At 63.9% G+C, this 20,655-nt stretch carries 19 protein-coding genes; 17 read left to right on the top strand and 2 right to left on the bottom strand.

The features are described from left to right. Positions 1–4: 4 nt before the first annotated feature. Positions 5–1,954, bottom strand: a complete 1,950-nt coding sequence (locus F7P65_RS03950; protein ID WP_150290447.1) for a peptidylprolyl isomerase — start codon at positions 1,952–1,954, stop codon at positions 5–7. 165 nt (positions 1,955–2,119) lie between these two features. Between F7P65_RS03950 and tpiA the strand changes: the two genes are divergently transcribed. The 3 genes from tpiA (at position 2,120) to F7P65_RS03935 (ending at position 5,194) form a co-directional block, all read left to right on the top strand. Beyond that, the gene (gene tpiA / locus F7P65_RS03945; protein WP_150290446.1) at positions 2,120–2,860 is read left to right on the top strand and encodes a triose-phosphate isomerase; all 741 of its coding nucleotides are present in this window, start codon (positions 2,120–2,122) and stop codon (positions 2,858–2,860) included. A gap of 243 nt (positions 2,861–3,103) precedes the next feature. Then, entirely contained in the window at positions 3,104–3,472 is a 369-nt protein-coding gene (secG, locus tag F7P65_RS03940; RefSeq protein WP_150290445.1) for a preprotein translocase subunit SecG, read from the top strand. Between the two features lie 90 nt (positions 3,473–3,562). Further along, a complete protein-coding gene (locus tag F7P65_RS03935) occupies positions 3,563–5,194 on the top strand; it encodes a CTP synthase (RefSeq protein WP_150290444.1) in 1,632 nt (543 codons plus the stop codon). A gap of 68 nt (positions 5,195–5,262) precedes the next feature. On the opposite strand, the gene F7P65_RS03930 is transcribed toward F7P65_RS03935, so the two are convergent. Further along, positions 5,263–6,396 (bottom strand): PQQ-dependent sugar dehydrogenase, encoded by a 1,134-nt coding sequence (locus F7P65_RS03930; protein ID WP_150290443.1) that lies wholly within the window; start codon positions 6,394–6,396, stop codon positions 5,263–5,265. A 169-nt stretch (positions 6,397–6,565) separates the two neighbouring features. Between F7P65_RS03930 and rimP the strand changes: the two genes are divergently transcribed. The 14 genes from rimP (at position 6,566) to F7P65_RS03860 (ending at position 20,596) form a co-directional block, all read left to right on the top strand. Continuing rightward, the gene (rimP, locus tag F7P65_RS03925; protein ID WP_150290442.1) at positions 6,566–7,090 is read left to right on the top strand and encodes a ribosome maturation protein RimP; all 525 of its coding nucleotides are present in this window, start codon (positions 6,566–6,568) and stop codon (positions 7,088–7,090) included. A 13-nt stretch (positions 7,091–7,103) separates the two neighbouring features. Beyond that, the gene (gene nusA / locus F7P65_RS03920; RefSeq protein ID WP_150290473.1) at positions 7,104–8,675 is read left to right on the top strand and encodes a transcription termination factor NusA; all 1,572 of its coding nucleotides are present in this window, start codon (positions 7,104–7,106) and stop codon (positions 8,673–8,675) included. Between the two features lie 6 nt (positions 8,676–8,681). After that, positions 8,682–8,918, top strand: a complete 237-nt coding sequence (locus tag F7P65_RS03915; RefSeq protein ID WP_150290441.1) for a tautomerase family protein — start codon at positions 8,682–8,684, stop codon at positions 8,916–8,918. Between the two features lie 63 nt (positions 8,919–8,981). Continuing rightward, the gene (locus F7P65_RS03910) at positions 8,982–9,638 is read left to right on the top strand and encodes a DUF448 domain-containing protein (RefSeq protein ID WP_150290440.1); all 657 of its coding nucleotides are present in this window, start codon (positions 8,982–8,984) and stop codon (positions 9,636–9,638) included. Between the two features lie 71 nt (positions 9,639–9,709). Continuing rightward, positions 9,710–12,337, top strand: a complete 2,628-nt coding sequence (gene infB / locus F7P65_RS03905) for a translation initiation factor IF-2 (RefSeq protein WP_150290439.1) — start codon at positions 9,710–9,712, stop codon at positions 12,335–12,337. 106 nt (positions 12,338–12,443) lie between these two features. After that, a complete protein-coding gene (gene rbfA / locus F7P65_RS03900; RefSeq protein WP_150290438.1) occupies positions 12,444–12,842 on the top strand; it encodes a 30S ribosome-binding factor RbfA in 399 nt (132 codons plus the stop codon). 71 nt (positions 12,843–12,913) lie between these two features. Further along, on the top strand, positions 12,914–13,810 hold the full coding sequence (locus F7P65_RS03895; RefSeq protein WP_150290437.1) for an alpha/beta hydrolase: 897 nt from the start codon (positions 12,914–12,916) through the stop codon (positions 13,808–13,810). Continuing rightward, positions 13,810–14,391, top strand: coding sequence for a thymidine kinase (locus F7P65_RS03890; protein WP_150290436.1), 582 nt, complete (start codon positions 13,810–13,812; stop codon positions 14,389–14,391). Before F7P65_RS03895 ends, F7P65_RS03890 begins: the two co-directional genes overlap by 1 nt. A gap of 111 nt (positions 14,392–14,502) precedes the next feature. Next, positions 14,503–14,877, top strand: a complete 375-nt coding sequence (locus tag F7P65_RS03885; RefSeq protein ID WP_240334186.1) for a DUF6491 family protein — start codon at positions 14,503–14,505, stop codon at positions 14,875–14,877. 33 nt (positions 14,878–14,910) lie between these two features. Then, on the top strand, positions 14,911–15,816 hold the full coding sequence (gene truB, locus F7P65_RS03880) for a tRNA pseudouridine(55) synthase TruB (RefSeq protein ID WP_150290435.1): 906 nt from the start codon (positions 14,911–14,913) through the stop codon (positions 15,814–15,816). Between the two features lie 19 nt (positions 15,817–15,835). Continuing rightward, positions 15,836–16,105 (top strand): 30S ribosomal protein S15, encoded by a 270-nt coding sequence (gene rpsO, locus F7P65_RS03875; RefSeq protein ID WP_046763409.1) that lies wholly within the window; start codon positions 15,836–15,838, stop codon positions 16,103–16,105. 176 nt (positions 16,106–16,281) lie between these two features. Continuing rightward, a complete protein-coding gene (pnp, locus tag F7P65_RS03870; RefSeq protein ID WP_150290434.1) occupies positions 16,282–18,591 on the top strand; it encodes a polyribonucleotide nucleotidyltransferase in 2,310 nt (769 codons plus the stop codon). 146 nt (positions 18,592–18,737) lie between these two features. Then, positions 18,738–19,751, top strand: coding sequence for a sensor histidine kinase (locus F7P65_RS03865; RefSeq protein ID WP_150290433.1), 1,014 nt, complete (start codon positions 18,738–18,740; stop codon positions 19,749–19,751). Positions 19,752–19,810: 59 nt separating this feature from the next. Beyond that, positions 19,811–20,596 carry an outer membrane protein assembly factor BamD gene (locus F7P65_RS03860; protein ID WP_150290432.1) on the top strand — a complete coding sequence of 262 codons (786 nt, stop codon included), beginning with the start codon at positions 19,811–19,813 and terminating at the stop codon, positions 20,594–20,596. Positions 20,597–20,655 lie beyond the last annotated feature (59 nt).

Here is a 20,655-nt window from a genome sequence, read left to right as displayed (position 1 = left end):
CATCTTACTGACCGCCGCTATTGGTGCTGGCGAGCGCGCGCTGGACGCTGGCGACGGCATTCGCGTTGCGCTTGACGCCCATATCCTTCTCGACCGCGCGTTCGAACTGCTGGCCATATTCCTGGCCGACGACATCGCTCAACTGGTCGCGGACCTGATTGAGCAGCGCCTTGTCGCTGGCCGCGTCACCATGTTTGATGCCGTTCAGCTGCACCACGAAATAACCGCGATCCTGACCCACCGGCAGCGTCTTCACGCTCCCTGCGGCCATGGAAAAGAGCATGGCGACTTCCGCCGGCGGGCGCTGCCCGTCGCGCATCAGGTCGGCGCGACGGCCGCCCACCACCTGCGGCGCGGGCAGCGGGATACCGGCGGCGGCGATCGCGTCGGACAGCTTCGCGCCCTTGGCGACCTTGGCGCGGATCTGTTCGGCCAGCGCCTTCGCCTTCTCATTGCCCTGGGCCAGCTTGTACTGCATCACCACCAGCGCCTTGATCTTGGCGAGCGGCGGCGGCGCGGCGGCCTGGATGTCGCCGGGCGCGGTGAGCGCATAGCGCTTGTCGGCGGCGATGGGGATCAGTTGCGCATCGTCATCCTGGCTCATCGCGAAGACGGGGGCCAGCAGCGGCTTCACGTCGGGCGAAACCTGATCGGCGTCATCCTCAACCTGCTTGCCGGAGGACACGAGGAAGGGCGTGGTTTCGAGCTTGAGCCCATTATCCTTCACCACTTCCTCGAAGCTGCCGCCATTGGCGATCTGATCCTCGATCTTGCCGGTGAAGTCGCTGAGCAGCTTCTTTTCCTTCTGCGTCCGCAGCGTGGCGACGATTTCGCCGCGCACGGCGTCCAGGGCGCGGGCAGGGGTCGTCTTGACCGCCGTGACGCGCAGCAGCACCCAGCCCAGCGAACCGCGCGTCGGGCCGACCAGTTCGCCCTGCTTCGCGGCAAAGCCTGCATTGGCGACGGCGGCGGACGTGGCAGCGGTCAGCGCCTCCCGGCTTTCGTCGGTAAGCTGCGAGACGGAAAGGCCAGCACCCTGCGCGGCGGCGGCGAGCGACTTTCCACCCTTGACCTGATCGGCCATCGCCTTGGCGCCCGCTTCGGTCGGCAGGATCAACTGTTCGAAGCTGCGGCTGTCCCTGGCGGCATAGACGGCCTTGTTCTGATTATAATAGGCGGCGATCTCTGCGTCGGTGGGCTGCGCGGCCTGGGCGAAGCGCTCCACGTCGATCACCGCGTAGCGGATGCGGCGTTGTTCCGGGATGGTGTAGCGCCCGGCATTGGCCTTGTAGAATGCATTGAGCTGCGCGTCGGTCGGGTCCTTGATGTCCTTGAACGCGCTGGCCGGGATGGCCGCGATGGTGCCCTGACGCGCTTCCAGCAGCAACGAGGCATAGGGCAGCACCAGGGAATCGCCCAGCTTCACGCCCAGGCCCAGGGGGCTCAGCATCTGCCGTTCCAATATTTCGCGGCTGAAGTCGTCGCGCAGCGCCTGCTCGGTGATCCGTTCGCGCATCAGCAACTGGCGGAAATTGTCCTGGCTGAAATTGCCGGCCGCATCCTGAAAGGCGGGAATCTGCGCGATCTGGGCATCGACGAGCCGCTTGGAGATATGGATTTTCTGATCGTTCGCATATTCCTTCAGCGTCAGCGATGCGACCAGCTGGTCATAGACCTGCGCCGCGCCGCCCTGCGCCAGAAAATCAGCGATTTGCAGTCCCGGATTGGAACGGCGCGCATTTTCGAACACGCGCTGTACCCGGTCCTGAAGCTCCGTCACGGTCAACCGCGATCCGCCCGCCTTCGCCGCGGTTTCCCCGGCGCCCAGCGTCGTGCCGAACTTGCCGCTGGTAATATCCCCCATGATGAAGGCGGCGGCGACGATCCCAAGGAAGATCAGGGCCGCGAAGGCGCCGAATTTGGAGTGGATGAAACGGCGAAAGACTGAAAGCATGGAGGAAAGTCCGTAATGCGGCTTTGATGGCGGCCCGCTTTAAGGGCGGATCGTCGCGCGGGCAAGGGGCGCAAGGCTGGACAAATGGCCGAGCGCCGTTCATCGGCTCGAACAACTCGACAGTTCGTCCAAATGGGCGGGCCACTATCACAAGGGGAACAGCGGATGAGCAGGCGAAAGCTGGTTGTCGGTAACTGGAAGATGAACGGCTTGCGGGCCCAACTGGGCGAGGTCGAGGCGATTGGCGCGCTTGCCCGCGATCATGCGGCGGCCGAGGTTGGGCTGTGCCTGCCCGCGACCTTGATCGCGGCGGCGGACGGCGTGAAGGGCGCGGTCTTTGTGGGGGCGCAGGATTGCCATATGAAGGACAGCGGCGCGCATACCGGCTGCCTGTCCGCGACGATGCTGGCGGAAGCGGGCGCAAGCTGGACCATTGTCGGCCATAGCGAGCGGCGGCAGGATCAGGGCGAAAGCGATGCCGACATCGCCGCCAAGGCGCTGGCGGCGAAGGCTGCGGGCCTGAAGGTCATTCTCTGCGTCGGCGAAAGCCTCGACGTCCGCGACGCGGGCAATGCCGAGGCGGTGGTGTCGGAACAATTGCTGGCGTCTCTGCCGGAGGGCGCGGCGGCCGATTGGCTGGCGATTGCCTATGAACCGATCTGGGCGATCGGCACGGGCCGAATCCCGACCATGGAGGCGGTCGCGGCAATGCACGCCGCGCTGCGCGCCGCGCTGGCGAGCCGGATCGGGGCAGAGGCCGACGGGATGCGAATCCTCTATGGCGGGTCGATGAACGGCGACAATGCCGCCGAACTGATGGCGATTGTCGATGTCGATGGCGGTCTGGTCGGCGGCGCGAGCCTGACGGCAGCAAAATTCGCCCCGGTGATTGCGGCGGCCGCCTGAAAACGGCCCTGTTTTCGGTTAGGGCCACTCTTTTCGTTTCAGGCCCCATCCTTTCGTTTCAGGCCCATCCTTGCGTTTCGGGCCCATCCTTGCGTTTCAGGCCCATCCTGGCGTTTCAGGCGAAGTCGGGACATGCGTCCTGCCCTCGCCTGAGCGACGCTTGGCGAAGGCGGGCGGTTGCCCCCGCGCGCTATCGTCGCTATGTGCGCGGCAACGCACCCTTTACCGGACCATTCGCTAGCCATGTTCACCTTCATCCTCGTCGTGCAGGCCATTGTTGCCGCTCTGCTTGTCACCGTCATCCTGATGCAGAAGTCGGAAGGCGGCGGCCTGGGCGTCGGCGGCAGCCCGGCGGGGTTCATGTCGGCGCGCGGCGCGGCGGATTTTCTGACGCGTTCGACCACGATTCTGGCGACGGTGTTCGTGTCGCTGTCGATCGTGCTGGCGGTGATCGCCTCGGTCCAGCATCGTCCGAGCGACATCGATACCTCGCTGGTGAAGCAGGCCCCCAGCGCGCCGGCGTCGGCTCCGGCCCCGGCGACGGGCAATAATCCGCCGGCGGGTACGCCGGGCGGTACCCCCTCCAATGGCGCGGTTCCGCTCGCCAACTAGGCGACTGAACGCTCAATTCGACTTTTTTTGCTCGCGCGTGGATTCGCGCGCTTGCCCAACTCGTTTGTAAAAGGCTAAGCCTCTCCTCCCATGGCGCGGTATATTTTCATCACCGGCGGCGTGGTCTCCTCGCTTGGCAAGGGCCTGATGGCCGCTTCGCTTGCAGCTCTGTTGCAGGCGCGAGGTTTCCGTGTGCGCATTCGGAAATTCGATCCCTATCTCAACGTCGATCCGGGCACGATGAGCCCGTATCAGCACGGCGAAGTCTATGTGACCGATGACGGGGCTGAAACCGACCTCGACCTTGGCCATTATGAGCGCTTCACCGGCGTGTCGGCGCGGCAGTCGGACAATGTGACGCAGGGCCGGGTCTACCAGACCATCATCCAGCGCGAACGGCGCGGCGATTATCTGGGTGCGACGGTTCAGGTGATCCCGCATGTCACCGACGAGATCAAGGCGTTCGCCACCGCCGACACGGACGATCTCGACTTCGTGCTGTGCGAAATCGGCGGCACGGTGGGCGATATCGAATCGCTGCCCTTCATGGAGGCGATCCGCCAGCTTCATAACGATCTGGATCGCGGCCAGTCGATCTTCGTCCATGTGACGCTGGTCCCCTATATCGCCGCGGCGGGCGAGCTGAAGACCAAGCCGACCCAGCATAGCGTGCGCGAGTTGACCTCGCTGGGCATTCAGCCCGATATCCTGCTCTGCCGCTGCGAACATCCGCTGCCGGAGAGCGAGCGCAAGAAGATCGCGCTGTTCTGCAACGTTCGCCCTGAAGCGGTGATCCCGGCGCTCGACGCCAGCAGCATCTATGCCGTCCCCCAGCAATATCATGCCGAGGGGCTGGACGACGAAGTGCTCAACGCCTTCGGTATCACCAATGCGCCCGCGCCCAAGCTGGACCGCTGGGACGACATCATGGATCGCCAGCAAAATCCCGAGGGCGAAGTCACCATCGGCGTGGTCGGCAAATATGTCGGCCTGCTCGACGCCTATAAGTCGCTGCATGAGGCGCTGCATCACGGTGGCCTTGCCAATCGGGTGAAGGTCAACATCAAGTGGATCGACGCTGAGCTGTTCGAGAAGGGCGAGGATCTCGCCGCCAGCCTTGAACCGATGCACGGCATTCTGGTCCCCGGAGGCTTCGGCGTACGCGGGTCGGAGGGCAAGATCGCTTCGGTCAGGTTCGCCCGTGAGCGCAACGTGCCCTTCTTCGGCATCTGCCTCGGCATGCAGATGGCCTGTATCGAGGGGGCGCGGAACACGGCGGGGATCGCGAACGCCTCGACCACCGAGTTCGGCGAAACCAGCGAGCCGGTCGTCGGCCTCATCACCGAATGGATGAGCAAGGAGGGTCTGCAAAAGCGCACCGCCGAAACCGATCTGGGCGGCACCATGCGTCTGGGCGCCTATCCGGCCAAACTCACCGGCAACAGCGTCGTCGCGGGCATCTACAATGCGACCGACATCAGCGAACGGCACCGCCATCGCTATGAAGTCAACGCCGGTTATCGCGAGCCGCTGGAGAAGGGCGGCCTGATCTTCTCGGGCATGTCGCCGGACGGCACGCTGCCGGAGATCGTCGAGCGGCCCGACCACCCCTGGTTCGTGGGCGTGCAGTTCCACCCGGAACTCAAGTCCAAGCCTTTCGACCCGCATCCGCTGTTCGCCAGCTTCATCGAAGCGGCCGTCAAGCAAAGCCGGTTGGTGTAAGAGGAACGGGGCCGGATTGGCCCCGTTTTCTTGCCGTCATCCCTGCGGTGGGATGACCGCTATGTATGTCATGCCGCAGGCGTCAGCTTCAACAACCGACCCTGCGACCCTTGCCCGCCATCTTCCAGCAGCCAGAGCGCGCCATCCGGTCCTTGCTCCACCTCCCGGATTCGCGCGCCCATATCCCACTGGTCGGCCTTGGCGGCATTCTCGCCATTCAGCGTCACCCGCACCAACGCCTTGCTCGACAGCCCGCCGATGAACAGCGAGTTCTTCCACTGCGGGAACAGGTCGCCGGAATAATAGGCAAGCCCGCTCGGCGAGATCACCGGGTTCCACCAGAGTTTGGGCGCCTCGAATCCGTCTCCCGGCTTGTGATCGGGAATGTCGCGCCCGTCATAATGGCTGCCATTGGAGGCAAGGGGGTAGCCATAGTTGAGGCCCGGTTTGATGAGATTGACCTCATCTCCGCCCTTCGGCCCCATTTCCTGCTCCCATAGCCGCCCATCCTTGTCGAAGGCGATTCCCAGCAGATTGCGATGGCCATAGGACCAGATCGCCGGATGGAATCCCTTGGCCGCCAGCGGATTGCCCGCAGCCGGTGTCCCGTCCAGATTAAGCCGCAACACCTTGCCAAGGGTTGATTTGGGGTCCTGCGCCGGATCGAATTTCTGCCGCTCGCCATTGGTGAAGAACAGATATTTGCCATCCGGCGAAAAGGCGATGCGGCCGGAATAATGACCATTGCCGTCGACATAGGGCGATGCGCGGAAGATCACCTTAACCCCGTCCAGCCGGGTCGTGCCGTCGCTGGCCTGATGGAAGGCGCCCATGGCCAGCGCCACGCCCTTGCCGCCCCGACCGGCTTCGGAAAAGCTGAAATAAATCCTCTTGGTTTGCGCGAAGTCGGGCGCCGGCACCACATCCATCAGCGCGCCCTGGCCTTCGCTGTCGACCCCCGGAATCCCCGCCACCGGGATTTTCGTCCCGTTCCCCGGATCGAACAGGATCATCTCGCCCGCCTTTTCGGTGATCAGCATTCGTCCATCGGGCAGGAAGGTCATAGCCCAGGGAGAATCGAAATCGGCGATCACCGACGTCTTGAACGGCTTGCCCGTCGAGGCACTGTTCTGCCCCACGGCATGATCCGCCGAACAGGCGGTCAGCACCAAAGGCAAGGCAATCAGGGCGAATTGGCGCATGGCATCCCCTCTCGTCGGCACGTAAAACACCTCGTCACAAATAATGTTGCAGCGCGGGCGCATCGCGCCTATATCGCCCTTGCTTCCTTACATCGTCAAACATGTCAGGGTCGCGGGCGGAACGCCTGCGGCAACAACGAAGCTGCATATTTTGTTTTTTGGAGACTCCATGGCGGACATCGCCGAACTGACAGCCCTGATCGAACCGGAGGTGAAGGCCTTGGGCTTCGCCCTCGTGCGCATCAAGCTGTTCGGGTCGGGTGACGAATATACGCTTCAGATCATGGCTGAACGGCCCGAAACGAAGCAACTCGTCATCGAGGATTGCGCCGCCATCTCCCGCCGCCTGTCGGATGTGCTGGACGAAGCCGACCCGATCGAGGAGGCCTATCGCCTGGAAGTGAGTTCGCCGGGCATCGATCGTCCGCTGACCCGCCTCACCGATTTCCTCGAATGGGCGGGGCATGAGGCGAAGATCGCCGCCACAGAAACCGTGTCCGGCCGCAAGAGCTTCCGGGGCGTGCTGAACGGCATTGAAGGCGAAAATATTTTGTTCACCGACGCCAAGGCCGGTGACGTGGTCATCCCCTTTGCGCTGGTTGGCGACGCCAAGCTGATACTGACCGACGCACTGATTGCTGCTAGTATGCCGCTCTCCTCCGATGGGGCGGATGAGTTCGAAACCGAAGAATAAGGGTTCAACGATCATGGCCAACGCCATTTCCGCCAACAAGGCCGAGCTGCTCGCGATTGCCAACAGCGTCGCCAGCGAGAAGATGATCGACAAGGCGATCGTCATCGAGGCGATGGAAGATGCGATCCAGCGCGCCGCCCGTGCGCGCTACGGCGCCGAAAACGACATTCGCGCGAAGTTGGACCCGGACACCGGCGACCTGCGCCTGTGGCGCGTCGTCGAAGTGGTCGAGGCGGTCGACGATTATTTCAAGCAGGTCGATCTGCGTCAGGCGCAGAAGCTGAAGAAGGACGCCGTGATCGGCGACTTCATCGTCGACCCGCTGCCCCCGATCGATCTGGGCCGCATCGACGCCCAGTCGGCCAAGCAGGTGATCTTCCAGAAGGTCCGGGACGCCGAGCGCGAGCGCCAGCATGAGGAATTCAAGGACCGCGTGGGTGAGATCATCACCGGCGTCGTGAAGTCCGTCGAATTCGGCCATGTCGTGGTGAACCTGGGCCGCGCCGAGGGCGTCATCCGCCGTGACCAGCAGATCCCCCGCGAAGTGGTTCGCGTCGGCGACCGCATTCGCTCGGTGATCCTGAACGTGCGCCGCGAAAATCGCGGTCCGCAGATTTTCCTCAGCCGCGCGCATCCCGAGTTCATGAAGAAGCTCTTCGCGCAGGAAGTGCCCGAAATCTACGACGGCGTGATCGAGATCAAGGCCGCCGCTCGCGATCCGGGCAGCCGCGCCAAGATCGGCGTCATCAGCCGCGATTCGAGCATCGATCCGGTGGGCGCCTGCGTCGGCATGAAGGGCAGCCGCGTGCAGGCCGTCGTGCAGGAAATGCAGGGCGAGAAGATCGACATCATCCCCTGGAGCGAGGACACGGCGACCTTCGTCGTCAACGCGCTCCAGCCCGCGCAGGTCGCCCGCGTCGTCATCGACGAGGAAGAAGAGCGCATTGAGGTCGTCGTCCCCGACGATCAGCTGTCGCTCGCCATCGGTCGTCGCGGCCAGAATGTCCGTCTCGCCTCGCAGCTGACCGGCAAGGCCATCGACATCATGACCGAGGCCGACGCGTCCGAGAAGCGTCAGAAGGAATTCGTCGCCCGCTCCGAAATGTTCCAGAACGAACTGGATGTGGACGAGACCCTCTCGCAGCTGCTGGTAGCCGAAGGCTTTGGTGAGCTGGAGGAAGTGGCCTATGTCGGTATCGACGAACTGGCCGCCATCGAAGGCTTTGACGAGGAGTTGGCGCAGGAGCTGCAAAGCCGCGCGCAGGAAGCGCTGGATCGCCGCGAAGCCGCCGCGCGCGAAGAGCGTCAGGCGCTGGGCGTCGAGGATGCTCTGGCGGACATGCCGCACCTCACCGAAGCCATGCTGGTGACGCTGGGCAAGGCGGGCGTGAAGACGCTGGACGATCTGGCCGACCTCGCCACCGACGAGCTGATCGCCAAGAAGCGGGTCGACCAGCGCCGCCGCCGCAATGAGAGCAATGAGGACAAGGGCGGGATTCTCGCCGAATATGGCCTCAACGAAGAGCAGGGCAATGAGATCATCATGGCCGCCCGCGCCCACTGGTTTGAAGGCGAGGAAGCGTAAGCCGATATGCCCTTTGTCGACATCCGTCTGGCCGGAAACGCCACCCGCGAGCAGAAGGCGGCCATCGTCGCCGACGTCACCCAGTCGCTCGTCGAGCGGCTGGGGAAGCCGGCCTCTGCCGTGCAGGTGGTGATTTTCGAAATTTCGACGGAAAATTACGGCGCGGCCGGTCAGCTCATTGCTGACCGTGCGCCTGCACCCAAGCCTGGGGAGGACGCCAATGCTGCGGTCACTTCCCGATGAGAGGCTGACGCTCTCCCACAGCGCGAAGATCGGCGTGGCCGCTCCCATAAGGGAGGCACGGGCATGACCGAACGCAAATGCATCCTGTCGGGCGACCGCGCCGACCCGGACATGCTGGTCCGTCTTGCTTGCGGTCCGAATGGCGAAGTCCTTCCCGACATCCGCGCCAAGGCACCCGGTCGCGGCGCCTGGATCGGCGTATCACGCGGCGAAGTCGAACAGGCGCTCGCCAAGGGCAAGCTCAAGGGCGCGCTCGCCCGCGCGTTCAAGACCGGCGAGCTGCAAATTCCGGACAACCTGCCCGAACTGATCGAGGACGGTTTGCGCAAGGCTTTGCTCGACCGGCTCGGGCTGGAGGCGAAGGCTTCCCTGGTGCTCACCGGTTCGGAAAAGATCGACGTCGCCTGCCGCAAGGGCGATGTCACGCTGCTGCTCCACGCCGCCGATGCGGCCGCTGACGGCAACCGCAAGCTGGACCAGGCATTGCGCGTCGGACAGGAAGCCGAAGGCACGGATTTGGCAGGCATCGTCTTGCCTGTGGACCGACACGCCCTATCTATGGCAATGGGGCGGGATAATGTCGTCCATATCGCAGTGACCGACTCGCGTGCGGCGTCGCGTCTGCGTGCGGCCATCAGCCGCTTGGAAAGCTATCTGGGTTGCGCTAACGGGGCGCCGGTGCATGGGGAGCAGGACTCCGCTGGTGCGCTGGGCGTCTGAGGCAGCTTTTGGAATGAGGCGCCGGCGGGCCTTACCGGCCGGAGTTGAAGTGAAGGGTATAGTTCAGTCGTATGAGTGACAGCAAGGAAGACAAGCCGGTTCTGGGCCGCAAGCCGCTGGGGATCAAGCGCACGGTCGAGTCCGGTCAGGTGCAGCAGCAGTTCAGCCATGGCCGTAAGAATACGGTCGTGGTTGAGGTGAAGCGGCGCCGTATCCTGGGCAAGCCGGGCGAAGCCGGCCACGCTGCGCCTGAACCGCAGGCCGATCCCGCGCCCGCACCCCGCGCCGAAGCGCCGGCACCCGCGCCTGCGCCGCAGCAGCCCCGCGCGCCACAGCCCGCCCCGGTGCGTCAGGCGCCGCCGCAGAGCCTGATGTCGCGTCAGGAATTGCAGGCCAAGCTGCTGCGCGAGGCTGAGGAAGCCCGCATGGCCGCGCTGGAAGATGCGCGCCGCCGTGAGGACGCCCAGCGTCTTGCCGCGAGCGAAGAAGAAAAGCGCCGCGCCGAGGAAAACCGTCTCGCCGCCGAAGCTGCCGACGCGGATGCCGCGCGTCAGGCAGAGGAAGCCGCCAAGGCCGCCGAGGAGGCTGCCAAGGCGCCCGCCGCGCCTGCGCCTGTCGAGGAACCGGCTGCGCGCGCCGCTGCCGCTCCGGCCGAAGCCGCGCCCGCCGCTGCCGAGCAGAAGCCCGCTGCGACGACCACCAGTTCTTCGACCATGCCACCGCCGCGCCGCTTCACGCCGGTCGCGCCGGTCAAGCGCCCGGAGCCTGCCAAGCCCGACCGCGCCAAGCGCGGCGACGACAATCGCCGCCAGGCCGGCAAGCTGACCGTCACCCGTGCCCTGTCGGATGACGACAGCGCCCGCGCCCGCAGCCTCGCCGCACTGAAGCGCGCCCGCGAGAAGGAACGCCGCGCCCATTATTCGGGCGGCGCCCAGCCGCGCGAGAAGCAGTCGCGCGACGTGGTCGTGCCGGAAAGCATCACCGTTCAGGAACTTGCCAACCGCATGGCCGAAAAGGGCGCGGATCTGGTGAAGGCCCTGTTCAAGATGGGCACCGCTGTCACGCTCAACCAGGCGATCGATCAGGATACGGCTGAACTGCTGGTCGAGGAATTCGGCCACCGCATCCAGCGCGTGTCGGACGCCGACGTCGAAATCGGCATGGAGGGTGAGGTTGACGCGCCCGAAACGCTCAAGGCCCGCGCCCCGGTCGTGACCATCATGGGCCATGTCGACCACGGCAAGACCTCGCTGCTCGACGCGCTGCGCGGCACCAATGTGGTGTCGGGCGAAAGCGGCGGCATTACCCAGCATATCGGTGCCTATCAGATCAAGACCAAGGGCGGTGATCTCATCACCTTCCTCGATACGCCCGGTCACGAGGCTTTCTCGGAAATGCGCGCCCGCGGTGCCAATGTCACCGACATCGTCATCTTGGTGGTGGCGGCGGACGACGGCCTGATGCCGCAGACCATCGAAGCCATCAACCATACCAAGGCGGCAGGCGTCCCGATGATCGTCGCGATCAACAAGTGCGATAAGCCGGAAGCCAATCCGCAGAAGGTGCGCGAGCGCCTGCTGAGCGAAGAGGTCGTGGTCGAGGACATGGGCGGCGACGTCCAGGATGTGGAGGTTTCGGCGCTCAAGAAGACCGGCCTTGACGAACTGCTCGAGAAGATCCTGCTCCAGGCCGAACTGCTCGAACTGACCGCCAACCCCGATCGCGCTGCCGAAGGCAATGTGATCGAGGCGCAGCTCGACAAGGGCCGCGGCGCGGTCGCGACCGTGCTCGTGCGCAAGGGTACGCTGAAGATCGGCGATACCTTCGTCATCGGTTCGGAAAGCGGCAAGGTCCGCGCGATGATCAACGACAAGGGTCAGCAGGTGAAGACCGCCGGTCCCTCGACCCCGGTCGAGGTGCTGGGTCTGTCCGGCGTGCCGATGGCGGGCGACCAGCTTACCGTCGTCGAGAATGAAGCCCGCGCCCGCGAAGTCGCTGCCTATCGTCAGGAACAGGCGACCAAGAAGCGCACCACGGCCGCCCCGACCAGCTTCGAACATATGTTCTCGGCGCTCAACACCAAGGTCATCGAATATCCGGTGGTGGTGAAGGGCGACGTGCAGGGTTCGGTCGAGGCCATCGTGTCGTCGCTCAACCGCATCTCGACCGACGAGATCAAGGTCCGCATCCTGCATTCGGGCGTCGGCGCGATCACCGAAAGCGACGTCACGCTGGCCGCTGCCAGCCGCGCGCCGCTGATCGGCTTCAACGTGCGTCCCAATGCCAAGGCGCGTCAGTTGGCGGAGCGCGAGAAGATCTCGCTGCGCTATTATGACGTGATCTACGACCTGCTCGAAGAGGTTCGCGGCGAAATGGCGGGCCAGCTGGCTCCCGAGCGCATCGAAACCATCGTCGGCCGTGCCGAGGTGCTTCAGGTGTTCCCGGCGGGCAAGAAGGACAAGGCGGCCGGTCTGCTCGTCCTCGACGGCATCATCCGCAAGGGTCTGTCGGCGCGCCTTACCCGCGACGATGTCATCGTGTCGCGCACCAACATCGCCTCGCTGCGCCGCTTCAAGGACGATGTGTCCGAAGTCCGCGCCGGCATGGAGTGCGGTGCGGTGTTGCAGGACACCAACGACATCAAGGTCGGCGATACGCTCGAACTGTTCGAGGTCGAGGAACGCGCCCGCACGCTATAATGTAGGAAAACCCGCCCTCCCGGAGATTTGTTTTTGTGATTTTCGAGTCAGCAGATGATGCTGCCTGCTTCGAAATCACTCCGGGGGGAGGGGAGATTTTTTGGCTATGGCTCAACAAAATGAAGGCCCTTCTGTCCGTCTGCTTCGCGTGGGCGAACAGGTGCGCCATGTCCTGTCCGACATCCTCCAGCGCGGCGACGTGCATGACGATGTGCTGACCAGTCATGTGGTCAGCATCACCGAAGTGCGCATGTCGCCCGACCTGCGCCACGCAACCGTGTTCGTGAAATCGCTGCTGGGGCAGGACGAAGGGGCGGTGATCAAGGCGCTGCGCACCAACACGGCCTATCTCCAGCGTGAGGTCGCGACCCGCATACGCCTCAAATATGCCGCGAGACTTAAATTCCTGGCCGATGAGAGCTTCGATGAGGGCAGCCATATCGACAGGCTGCTGCGCGATCCCAAGGTCGCCCGCGATCTGGAAAAGCCCGAAGAGGAAGAGTAACCCCGTCGACGGAACGGCGCGGCCCGGCTAACAGCGTCTTTCCCGCAGGCGAAGCGAAAGGGGCAGGGGGCATGACAAGGATCGGCATTTTCGGGGCCGCAGCTTTGGCGTTCGCGTCGCCGCTGTCCGCGAAGGAAGCGGCGATCCATCCCGCCGTCATCAGCGATCCCGCCCCCGATGCGGCCTATCCCGCAGGCATGAGCGCCTTCGTCATCCCGTCGGAAGACGGCGCGCTGAATGCGCTATTCTACACCGCCGCCGGTTCGGGCCTGCACCCGACACTGCTGTTGCTCCACGGCTTCCCCGGCAACGAGCAGAATCTGGACCTCGCGCAGGCGGCGCGCCGCGCCGGGTGGAATGTGCTGACGCTCCATTATCGCGGCAGTTGGGGCAGTCCCGGCAGCTTTTCCTTCACCCATGCCTCGGAAGATGCATGGAACGCGCTGCAATTCCTCCAGCGATCGGCCAATGTCGCCCGATATCGCATCGATACCAGCGCCATCGTTATTGCCGGGCACAGCATGGGCGGCTTCATGGCCGCCGATGTCGCCGCCGCCGAACCCCATGTCGCGGGCCTGTTCCTGATCGACCCCTGGGACCCGGCGGAGACCGTTGCCGCCCTCTCCACCCCGCAAGGCGAGGCGGGCTGGAAGGAAGAGGTGGCAGGCGACCTCCCGCCGCTCAAGGGCGCCACCTATGAAAGCCTGACCGGCGAAATCCGCGCCAATGGCGAGAAATTCGACCTGGGCCGTCAGCTCGTCGGCTATGGCCGCCGTCCGCTCACCATCATCGGCGCGGAGCGGGGCATTGGCGCCATGGCGCGCAAGGTCACGGCCGATGCGCAATCCGCCAATCCCGACACGCGCCTGATGGTCTGGCCGACCGACCACAGCTTTTCCGACAAGCGCATCGCGCTGGCCGACGCGCTGGTGCGTTTCCTCAAGCAGATCGCGCCCATGGCACGCTGATGGCCAAGCTCTATTTCTATTATAGCTCGATGAATGCGGGGAAATCGACGATCCTGCTGCAATCCAGCTTCAACTATCGCGAACGCGGCATGGAAACCATGCTCTGGACCGCCGCCGTCGATGACCGCTACGGTCACGGCCTGATCGTTTCGCGCATCGGGCTGGAGGCGGAGGCGCATCTGTTCGATGCGGGGACCGATATGTTCGCGGGTATCGCCGCCCAGCATGCCCAGACTCCTTTGTCCTGCGTGCTGGTCGATGAGGCGCAGTTCCTGAATATGGCGCAGGTCTGGCAACTCGCCGCGATATGCGATCGACTGGGCATTCCCATCCTCTGCTATGGCATCCGCACGGATTTTCAGGGGCAATTGTTCGAGGGCAGCGCCGCGCTGCTGGGCGTTGCCGACACGTTGACGGAGATCAAGACGATCTGCGAGTGCGGACGGAAGGCAACGATGAACCTGCGCGTCGATGGGGAGGGGCATCCGATCCGCGAGGGGGAGCAGACCGAAATCGGCGGCAATGACCGCTATGTCGCGCTCTGCCGCCGGCATTTTGTCGAGCGGCGTTCGGGCCACTAATTTGTCTTAAAGTGTCGCATCGGCCTCCCGGCCGGGCGGTCGGCGCTCTATCTTGGCGTGATAAGGATAGAGCAATTGGGGGTTCTGCTCTCTGGAAGATGGAGACGAACCATGAAGACAATGATCGCCTTTCTCGCCGCGCCGCTGCTGTTGACGGGGGCGATGGCATCCGCCGCGCCGATGGCGGCGGCCCGGCAACCTGTCCCCGCGGAAGCCTCGATCCCCTTCGTCAATCATGGCGGGGTCTGGAACTGGCAGGCGGACGGCTCGCACGGCCTGTATGTCCAGGACCAGCATCGCCGCTGGTATTATGCGAAGCTGATGGGCAATTGCTTCGACCTGCCTTTCGCCAATGCGGTGGGCTTCGAAACGCGCGGGATCGACACGCTCGATAAGTTCGGCACGGTGATCGTGCGTGGCCAGCGCTGCCCGATCATGAGCTTCACCCTGAGCGACGGTCCGCCCGTCAAGGCAAAGAAAGGCTGACAGCAGGCGGCGCTCCCGGTAGAGGGCGCCGCCATGCACGGCTGGATCATCATCGACAAACCTCATGGGCTGGGATCGACGCAGGCAGTCAGCGCGGTGAAGCGCGCCCTGCGCCAGAGCGGCGCCGGCAAGTGGAAGGTCGGCCATGGCGGTACGCTCGATCCGCTGGCGACCGGCGTGCTGCCGATCGCGATCGGCGAGGCGACCAAGCTCGCCGGGCGGATGCTGGACAGCGACAAAATCTATGATTTCACCGTCACCTTTGGCATCCAGACCGACACGCTGGACCTTGAGGGCAAGGAAATAGCCATCAGCGACCATCGTCCGACGCTGGCCGAGGTCGAGGCGGTCCTGCCGTGCTTCACCGGCCTCATCGAACAGGCGCCGCCGGCTTATTCCGCGATCCTGATCGATGGCCAGCGCGCCTATGACCTCGCCCGCGCCGGGCAGGATGTGGAGATGAAGACGCGCGCCGTCACCATCCATGCGCTCACCGTCACGGATCGGGAGGCCGAAGGGCAGGGCTTGGGCTCCGTCACGCTGACCGCCCATGTCTCCAAGGGCACCTATATCCGCAGCCTGGCCCGCGACCTTGCGCTGGCCCTTGGCACGGTGGGCCATGTCACCATGCTCCGCCGTGTGAAGGCGGGGCCGTTTACCCTGGAATCCGCGATTTCGCTGGACAAATTGGACGAAGCTGCTAGGGGCGGCGGCATCGCGCAGCTGATGCTGCCGTTGACGGCGGGGCTGGACGACATCCCGGCTCTCGCAGTCTCTCCCGACGACGCGCTGGCTCTCCGACAGGGGAAGGCGCTTGTGGGGAAACCGCATACCGGTCTCATGCTGGCGATGGAAGGCGAAACGCCCGTCGCGCTGGTGGAGGCCAGTGGCCCAGAAAACCTTAGGGAAATCAGGGTGGTGCGCGGCTTCAATCTCTAGATGTTACGAAAGGAAGCCGATGTCGATTACTGCTGAGCGCAAGGAAGCGCTGATCAAGGAACATGCCCGCGCCGAAGGCGATACCGGTTCGCCGGAAGTCCAGGTTGCGATCCTGTCGGAGCGCATTTCGAACCTGACCGAGCATTTCAAGGGTCACCACAAGGATAACCACAGCCGTCGCGGCCTGCTGATGCTGGTCAACAAGCGCCGTTCGCTGCTGGACTATCTGAAGAAGAAGGATGCGGGTCGCTACACCGACCTCATCACCAAGCTGGGCCTGCGCAAGTAAGTCTGCTAAAGAAGGGACGGCCCCCCAGCGGGGCCGTTTCCGATTCTGGAATAGGGCGCAATCCGGCGCCCCGTTTCATAAAGGGGCCAGACGATGCCCCGACACCGCAGCGGGCCGGTTAGCCCGCAACACAGGCCCCGCCCGGCAATAGGGCCAGGTGGGCGAAGGAAAAATCTATGTTCGATGTAAAGAAGGTATCAATCGAGTTGGGCGGCAAGACCCTCACGCTCGAAACCGGCCGTATCGCGCGTCAGGCCGACGCCGCCGTGCTGGCGACCTATGGCGAAACCGTGGTGCTGTGCGCCGTGACCGCCGCAAAGTCGGTGAAGGAAGGACAGGACTTCTTCCCGCTGACCGTCCACTATCAGGAAAAATATTCGGCTGCCGGTCGCATTCCGGGCGGCTTCTTCAAGCGTGAGCGCGGTGCCACGGAAAAGGAAACGCTGGTTTCCCGCCTGATCGACCGTCCGATCCGTCCGCTGTTCCCCGAAGGTTTCTATAACGAAATCAACGTCATCGCGCAGGTCCTGTCGTTCGACGGCGAGAGCGAGCCCGATATCGTGGCGATGATCGCCGCTTCGGCCGCGCTGACCCTGTCGGGCGTTCCTTTCCTGGGGCCGATCGGTGCTGCCCGCGTCGGCTACAAGGACGGCGAATATCAGTTGAACCCGTCGCTCGACGAAGTGAAGACCGGCGATCTCGACCTGGTCGTCGCCGCCACCGGCAATGCCGTGATGATGGTCGAATCCGAAGCCAAGGAGCTTTCGGAAGACGTCATGCTCGGCGCGGTCCTGTTCGCGCATGAAGCGTCGAAGAAGGTCGTCAACGCGATCATCGACCTCGCCGAGAAGGCTGCGAAGGATCCCTGGGACGTCGCCAAGGGCGATGACCTTGAAGACCTGAAGAAGAAGCTGAAGAAGCTGATCGGCAAGGACATCACGGCCGCTTACAAGCTGACGGACAAGTCGGCCCGCTCCAACGCGCTGAACGAAGCCCGCGCCAAGGCGAAGGCCCAGTTCGCGGCCGACGGCCTCGACGCCCAGACCGTGATGGCCGGCATCAAGCTGACCAAGAAGCTGGAAGCCGAAATCGTGCGCGGCGCCATTCTGAAGGACGGCAAGCGCATCGACGGCCGCACGACCACCCAGATCCGTCCGATCGAGGCGATGGTGGGCTTCCTGCCGCGCACCCATGGTTCGGCGCTGTTCACCCGTGGCGAAACGCAGTCGATCTGCACCACCACGCTGGGCACCAAGGACGCCGAGCAGATGATCGACGGCCTGAACGGCGTTCATTATGAAAGCTTCATGCTGCACTATAACTTCCCGCCCTATTCGGTCGGTGAAGTCGGCCGCTTCGGCGCGCCGGGCCGTCGTGAAGTCGGTCATGGCAAGCTGGCATGGCGTGCCCTGCACCCCGTTCTGCCTACCAAGGAAGAATTCCCCTACACCATCCGCGTTCTGTCGGACATCACCGAGTCCAACGGCTCGTCCTCGATGGCGACGGTCTGCGGCGGTTCGCTGTCGATGATGGATGCGGGCGTTCCGCTGAAGCGTCCGGTGTCGGGCATCGCCATGGGCCTGATCCTGGAAGGCAAGAATTTCGCTGTCCTCAGCGACATTCTGGGCGATGAGGATCACCTCGGCGACATGGACTTCAAGGTGGCCGGTACCGAAGCGGGCATCACCACCATGCAGATGGACATCAAGGTTGCCGGCATCACGCAGGAAATCTTCGAAGTCGCGCTGCGTCAGGCCAAGGAAGGCCGCGCCCATATCCTGGGTGAGATGAGCAAGGCGCTGTCGACGACCCGTACCGAACTGTCAGCCCATGCCCCGCGCATCGAGACGATCCAGATCGACAAGTCGAAGATCCGCGACGTCATCGGCACCGGCGGCAAGGTGATCCGCGAGATCGTTGCGGAAACCGGCGCCAAGGTCGATATCGACGATGAGGGCATCATCAAGATTTCGTCGTCCGACATCGCCCAGATCGAAGCCGCCAAGAAGTGGATTCTCGGCATCGTCGAGGAAGCGGAAGTCGGCAAGATCTACACCGGCAAGGTCGTCAACATCGTCGACTTCGGTGCGTTCGTGAACTTCATGGGTGGCAAGGACGGCCTCGTCCACGTCTCCGAAATGAAGAATGAGCGCGTCGAGAAGCCGACCGACGTTGTCTCCGAAGGCCAGGAAGTGAAGGTCAAGGTCCTGGAGATCGATCCGCGCGGCAAGGTTCGCCTGTCGATGCGCGTCGTCGATCAGGAAACCGGCGAGGAACTGGAAGACACCCGTCCTGCCCGCGAGCCGCGCGAACCCCGTGGGGATCGCGGCGACCGGGGCGACCGCAACCGCCGTGACCGCGGCGGCGACCGGGGTGGGCGTGGGGATCGCGGCCCGCGCCGCGACCGTGGTCCGCGTGGCGAAGGCAAGGGCGGCGATGATGACGGCTCCAACGCCGGCCTGCCCGATTTCCTGACCCAGGACTGATCGCGAGCCATCGGCTTTGACGGAAAAGAAGAGGGCGCCTGGATCATCCAGGCGCCCTTTTCGGTGAATCGAAGACTTTACTGATCTCAATCAATTGGCGCAGGCAAAAGTTATGTTACTGTAACAAAGGGCCTAGGGGGATCGACATGCAGCGAAAAAACGAACGCTTTGTCGAGCGTCTGCCGCTTGTCCTGCACCGACCCTGGCATGCTTATCTGCTGGCGGCTGCTCTGTGTCTGATGGCGTTGGCGATGCGTAGCGCCGCCGAGATCGCCATGCCGGTCGGTTATCCGTTCGTTTCCTTCTTTCCCGCCGTCATCCTGGCGACTTTTTTGTTCGGCGTGTGGCCCGGCGTCTTTGCGGCCGTGCTTTGCGGCTTCATCTCCTGGTATTTCTTCATTCCCCCGCGCATGGGCTTTTCCTTCAATCCGGGGGTGATGCTGGCGCTGGGCTTTTACGGCGTCGTCGTGGCCGTGGACATCGCGCTCATCCATATGATGCAGAAGGCGAATTTCGATCTGGCGGTGGAGCGGGAACGCAGCCGCGTGCTGGCTGAGAATCGGGAATTGCTGTTCCACGAATTGCAGCATCGCGTGTCCAACAATCTTCAGGTCGTGGCGGCCATGCTGTCGCTCCAGCGCCGTCATGTCGACCATGATCTGGCTCGCCGCGCGCTGGACGATGCCTCCGCCCGGTTGGCGCTGGTCGGTCGCATCAGCCGGGCCCTCTACAATCCTTCGGGGGAGGGACAGAATATCAGCGCCTTCCTGACCACCCTGACCGCCGATGTGATGGAGGCGAGCGGCCGCGACGACATCGCCATGACGGTCGAGGCGCCCCGGGGGCTGATTCTCGAACCCGATGTCGTCGTCCCGCTGGCGCTGATCGTAACGGAGGCGGTCAACAATGCCATCGAACATGGCCTGCCGCACCGGGGCGGGCGTATCCACGTCGGCCTGGACGTGTCGGAGGAGGGGCTTGCGCTGCATGTTACCGACGACGGCAAGGGCATAGCGTCGGATTTCGACCATAGCGGCGCCAGGAGCCTGGGCCTGCGCATTTCCAATGCTCTCGCCAGTCAACTCAACGGCCGCTTCTCGCTCAAGCCCTCGGCGCAGGGCGGCGCAATCGCATGGCTCGACCTGCCTGCCCGTGCATAGTGTGCGTCACCCGCATTCTGCCGCTTGGCGCGGCGCATTCGCTCGGCTATGACCCGGCCATGTTGACGAAAACCATGACGCGCATCGGCGCGGCCACTGCACCGCTTCTGCTTGCCGCTCTTCTTGCCGGATGCGCCACGTCGAAGAACAAGGCCGACACCCAATATGTCGCTCGCGACGTTTCGACGCTCTACAATGCGGGCAAATACCGGCTGGATCGCGGCCAGTACAAGCTCGCCGCCGCGCTGTTCGACGAAGTGGAACGCCAGCATCCCTATTCGCCCTGGGCGCGCCGGGCGCAGCTGATGTCCGCCTTCAGCTATTATATGAACAAGGATTATCCGGAATCGATCAGCGCGGCGCAGCGCTTCCTGTCGATTCACACGGGTAACAAGGACGCGCCCTACGCCTATTATCTGATCGCGCTCTGCTATTATGAGCAGATCGCCGACGTCACCCGCGACCAGAAGATCACGAGCCAGGCACTGGATGCGCTGGGCGAGATGATCCGCCGCTATCCCGACACGCGCTACGCCGCCGATGCGCGGCTCAAGCTCGACCTCGTCAACGATCACCTCGCAGGCAAGGAAATGGAGATCGGCCGTTTCTACCAGCGTCGCGGCCAGTGGCTCGCCGCCACGCTGCGCTTCCGCACGGTGGTCGACAAATATCAGACGACCACGCACACGCCCGAGGCGCTGGAGCGTCTGGTCGAAAGCTATCTCTCGCTCGGCATTCCCGCTGAAGCGCAGAAGGCCGCCGCCGTGCTGGGCAGGAACTATCCCGGTTCCAAATGGTATGAGCGCAGCTTCAAGCTGATGCGGGAACATCCCAACAAGGCATAAAGGTGCTGCCATAAGCTGCTGGCTTGTTCCCCTTTTGTGCATTAGCGGGTAGAAACCTG

The sequence above is a fragment of the Sphingobium estronivorans genome, from assembly GCF_008692605.1.
Taxonomy (GTDB): Bacteria; Pseudomonadota; Alphaproteobacteria; order Sphingomonadales; family Sphingomonadaceae; genus Sphingobium; species Sphingobium estronivorans.
This window is presented reverse-complemented; position numbering and strand designations above follow the sequence as displayed.

What these genes read in the sequence shown, in the direction of transcription:
- F7P65_RS03935 (WP_150290444.1), top strand. Translation starts at nt 3,563, where the DNA reads ATGGCGCGGTATATTTTCATCACCGGCGGCGTGGTCTCCTCGCTTGGC.
- F7P65_RS03895 (WP_150290437.1), top strand. Translation starts at nt 12,914, where the DNA reads ATGACAAGGATCGGCATTTTCGGGGCCGCAGCTTTGGCGTTCGCGTCG.
- F7P65_RS03930 (WP_150290443.1), bottom strand. Translation starts at nt 6,396, where the DNA reads ATGCGCCAATTCGCCCTGATTGCCTTGCCTTTGGTGCTGACCGCCTGT.
- rimP (WP_150290442.1), top strand. Translation starts at nt 6,566, where the DNA reads ATGGCGGACATCGCCGAACTGACAGCCCTGATCGAACCGGAGGTGAAG.
- tpiA (WP_150290446.1), top strand. Translation starts at nt 2,120, where the DNA reads ATGAGCAGGCGAAAGCTGGTTGTCGGTAACTGGAAGATGAACGGCTTG.
- pnp (WP_150290434.1), top strand. Translation starts at nt 16,282, where the DNA reads ATGTTCGATGTAAAGAAGGTATCAATCGAGTTGGGCGGCAAGACCCTC.
- F7P65_RS03915 (WP_150290441.1), top strand. Translation starts at nt 8,682, where the DNA reads ATGCCCTTTGTCGACATCCGTCTGGCCGGAAACGCCACCCGCGAGCAG.
- F7P65_RS03865 (WP_150290433.1), top strand. Translation starts at nt 18,738, where the DNA reads ATGCAGCGAAAAAACGAACGCTTTGTCGAGCGTCTGCCGCTTGTCCTG.
- F7P65_RS03885 (WP_240334186.1), top strand. Translation starts at nt 14,503, where the DNA reads ATGAAGACAATGATCGCCTTTCTCGCCGCGCCGCTGCTGTTGACGGGG.
- F7P65_RS03950 (WP_150290447.1), bottom strand. Translation starts at nt 1,954, where the DNA reads ATGCTTTCAGTCTTTCGCCGTTTCATCCACTCCAAATTCGGCGCCTTC.
- rbfA (WP_150290438.1), top strand. Translation starts at nt 12,444, where the DNA reads ATGGCTCAACAAAATGAAGGCCCTTCTGTCCGTCTGCTTCGCGTGGGC.
- F7P65_RS03860 (WP_150290432.1), top strand. Translation starts at nt 19,811, where the DNA reads ATGTTGACGAAAACCATGACGCGCATCGGCGCGGCCACTGCACCGCTT.
- secG (WP_150290445.1), top strand. Translation starts at nt 3,104, where the DNA reads ATGTTCACCTTCATCCTCGTCGTGCAGGCCATTGTTGCCGCTCTGCTT.
- nusA (WP_150290473.1), top strand. Translation starts at nt 7,104, where the DNA reads ATGGCCAACGCCATTTCCGCCAACAAGGCCGAGCTGCTCGCGATTGCC.
- infB (WP_150290439.1), top strand. Translation starts at nt 9,710, where the DNA reads ATGAGTGACAGCAAGGAAGACAAGCCGGTTCTGGGCCGCAAGCCGCTG.
- truB (WP_150290435.1), top strand. Translation starts at nt 14,911, where the DNA reads ATGCACGGCTGGATCATCATCGACAAACCTCATGGGCTGGGATCGACG.
- F7P65_RS03910 (WP_150290440.1), top strand. Translation starts at nt 8,982, where the DNA reads ATGACCGAACGCAAATGCATCCTGTCGGGCGACCGCGCCGACCCGGAC.
- rpsO (WP_046763409.1), top strand. Translation starts at nt 15,836, where the DNA reads ATGTCGATTACTGCTGAGCGCAAGGAAGCGCTGATCAAGGAACATGCC.
- F7P65_RS03890 (WP_150290436.1), top strand. Translation starts at nt 13,810, where the DNA reads ATGGCCAAGCTCTATTTCTATTATAGCTCGATGAATGCGGGGAAATCG.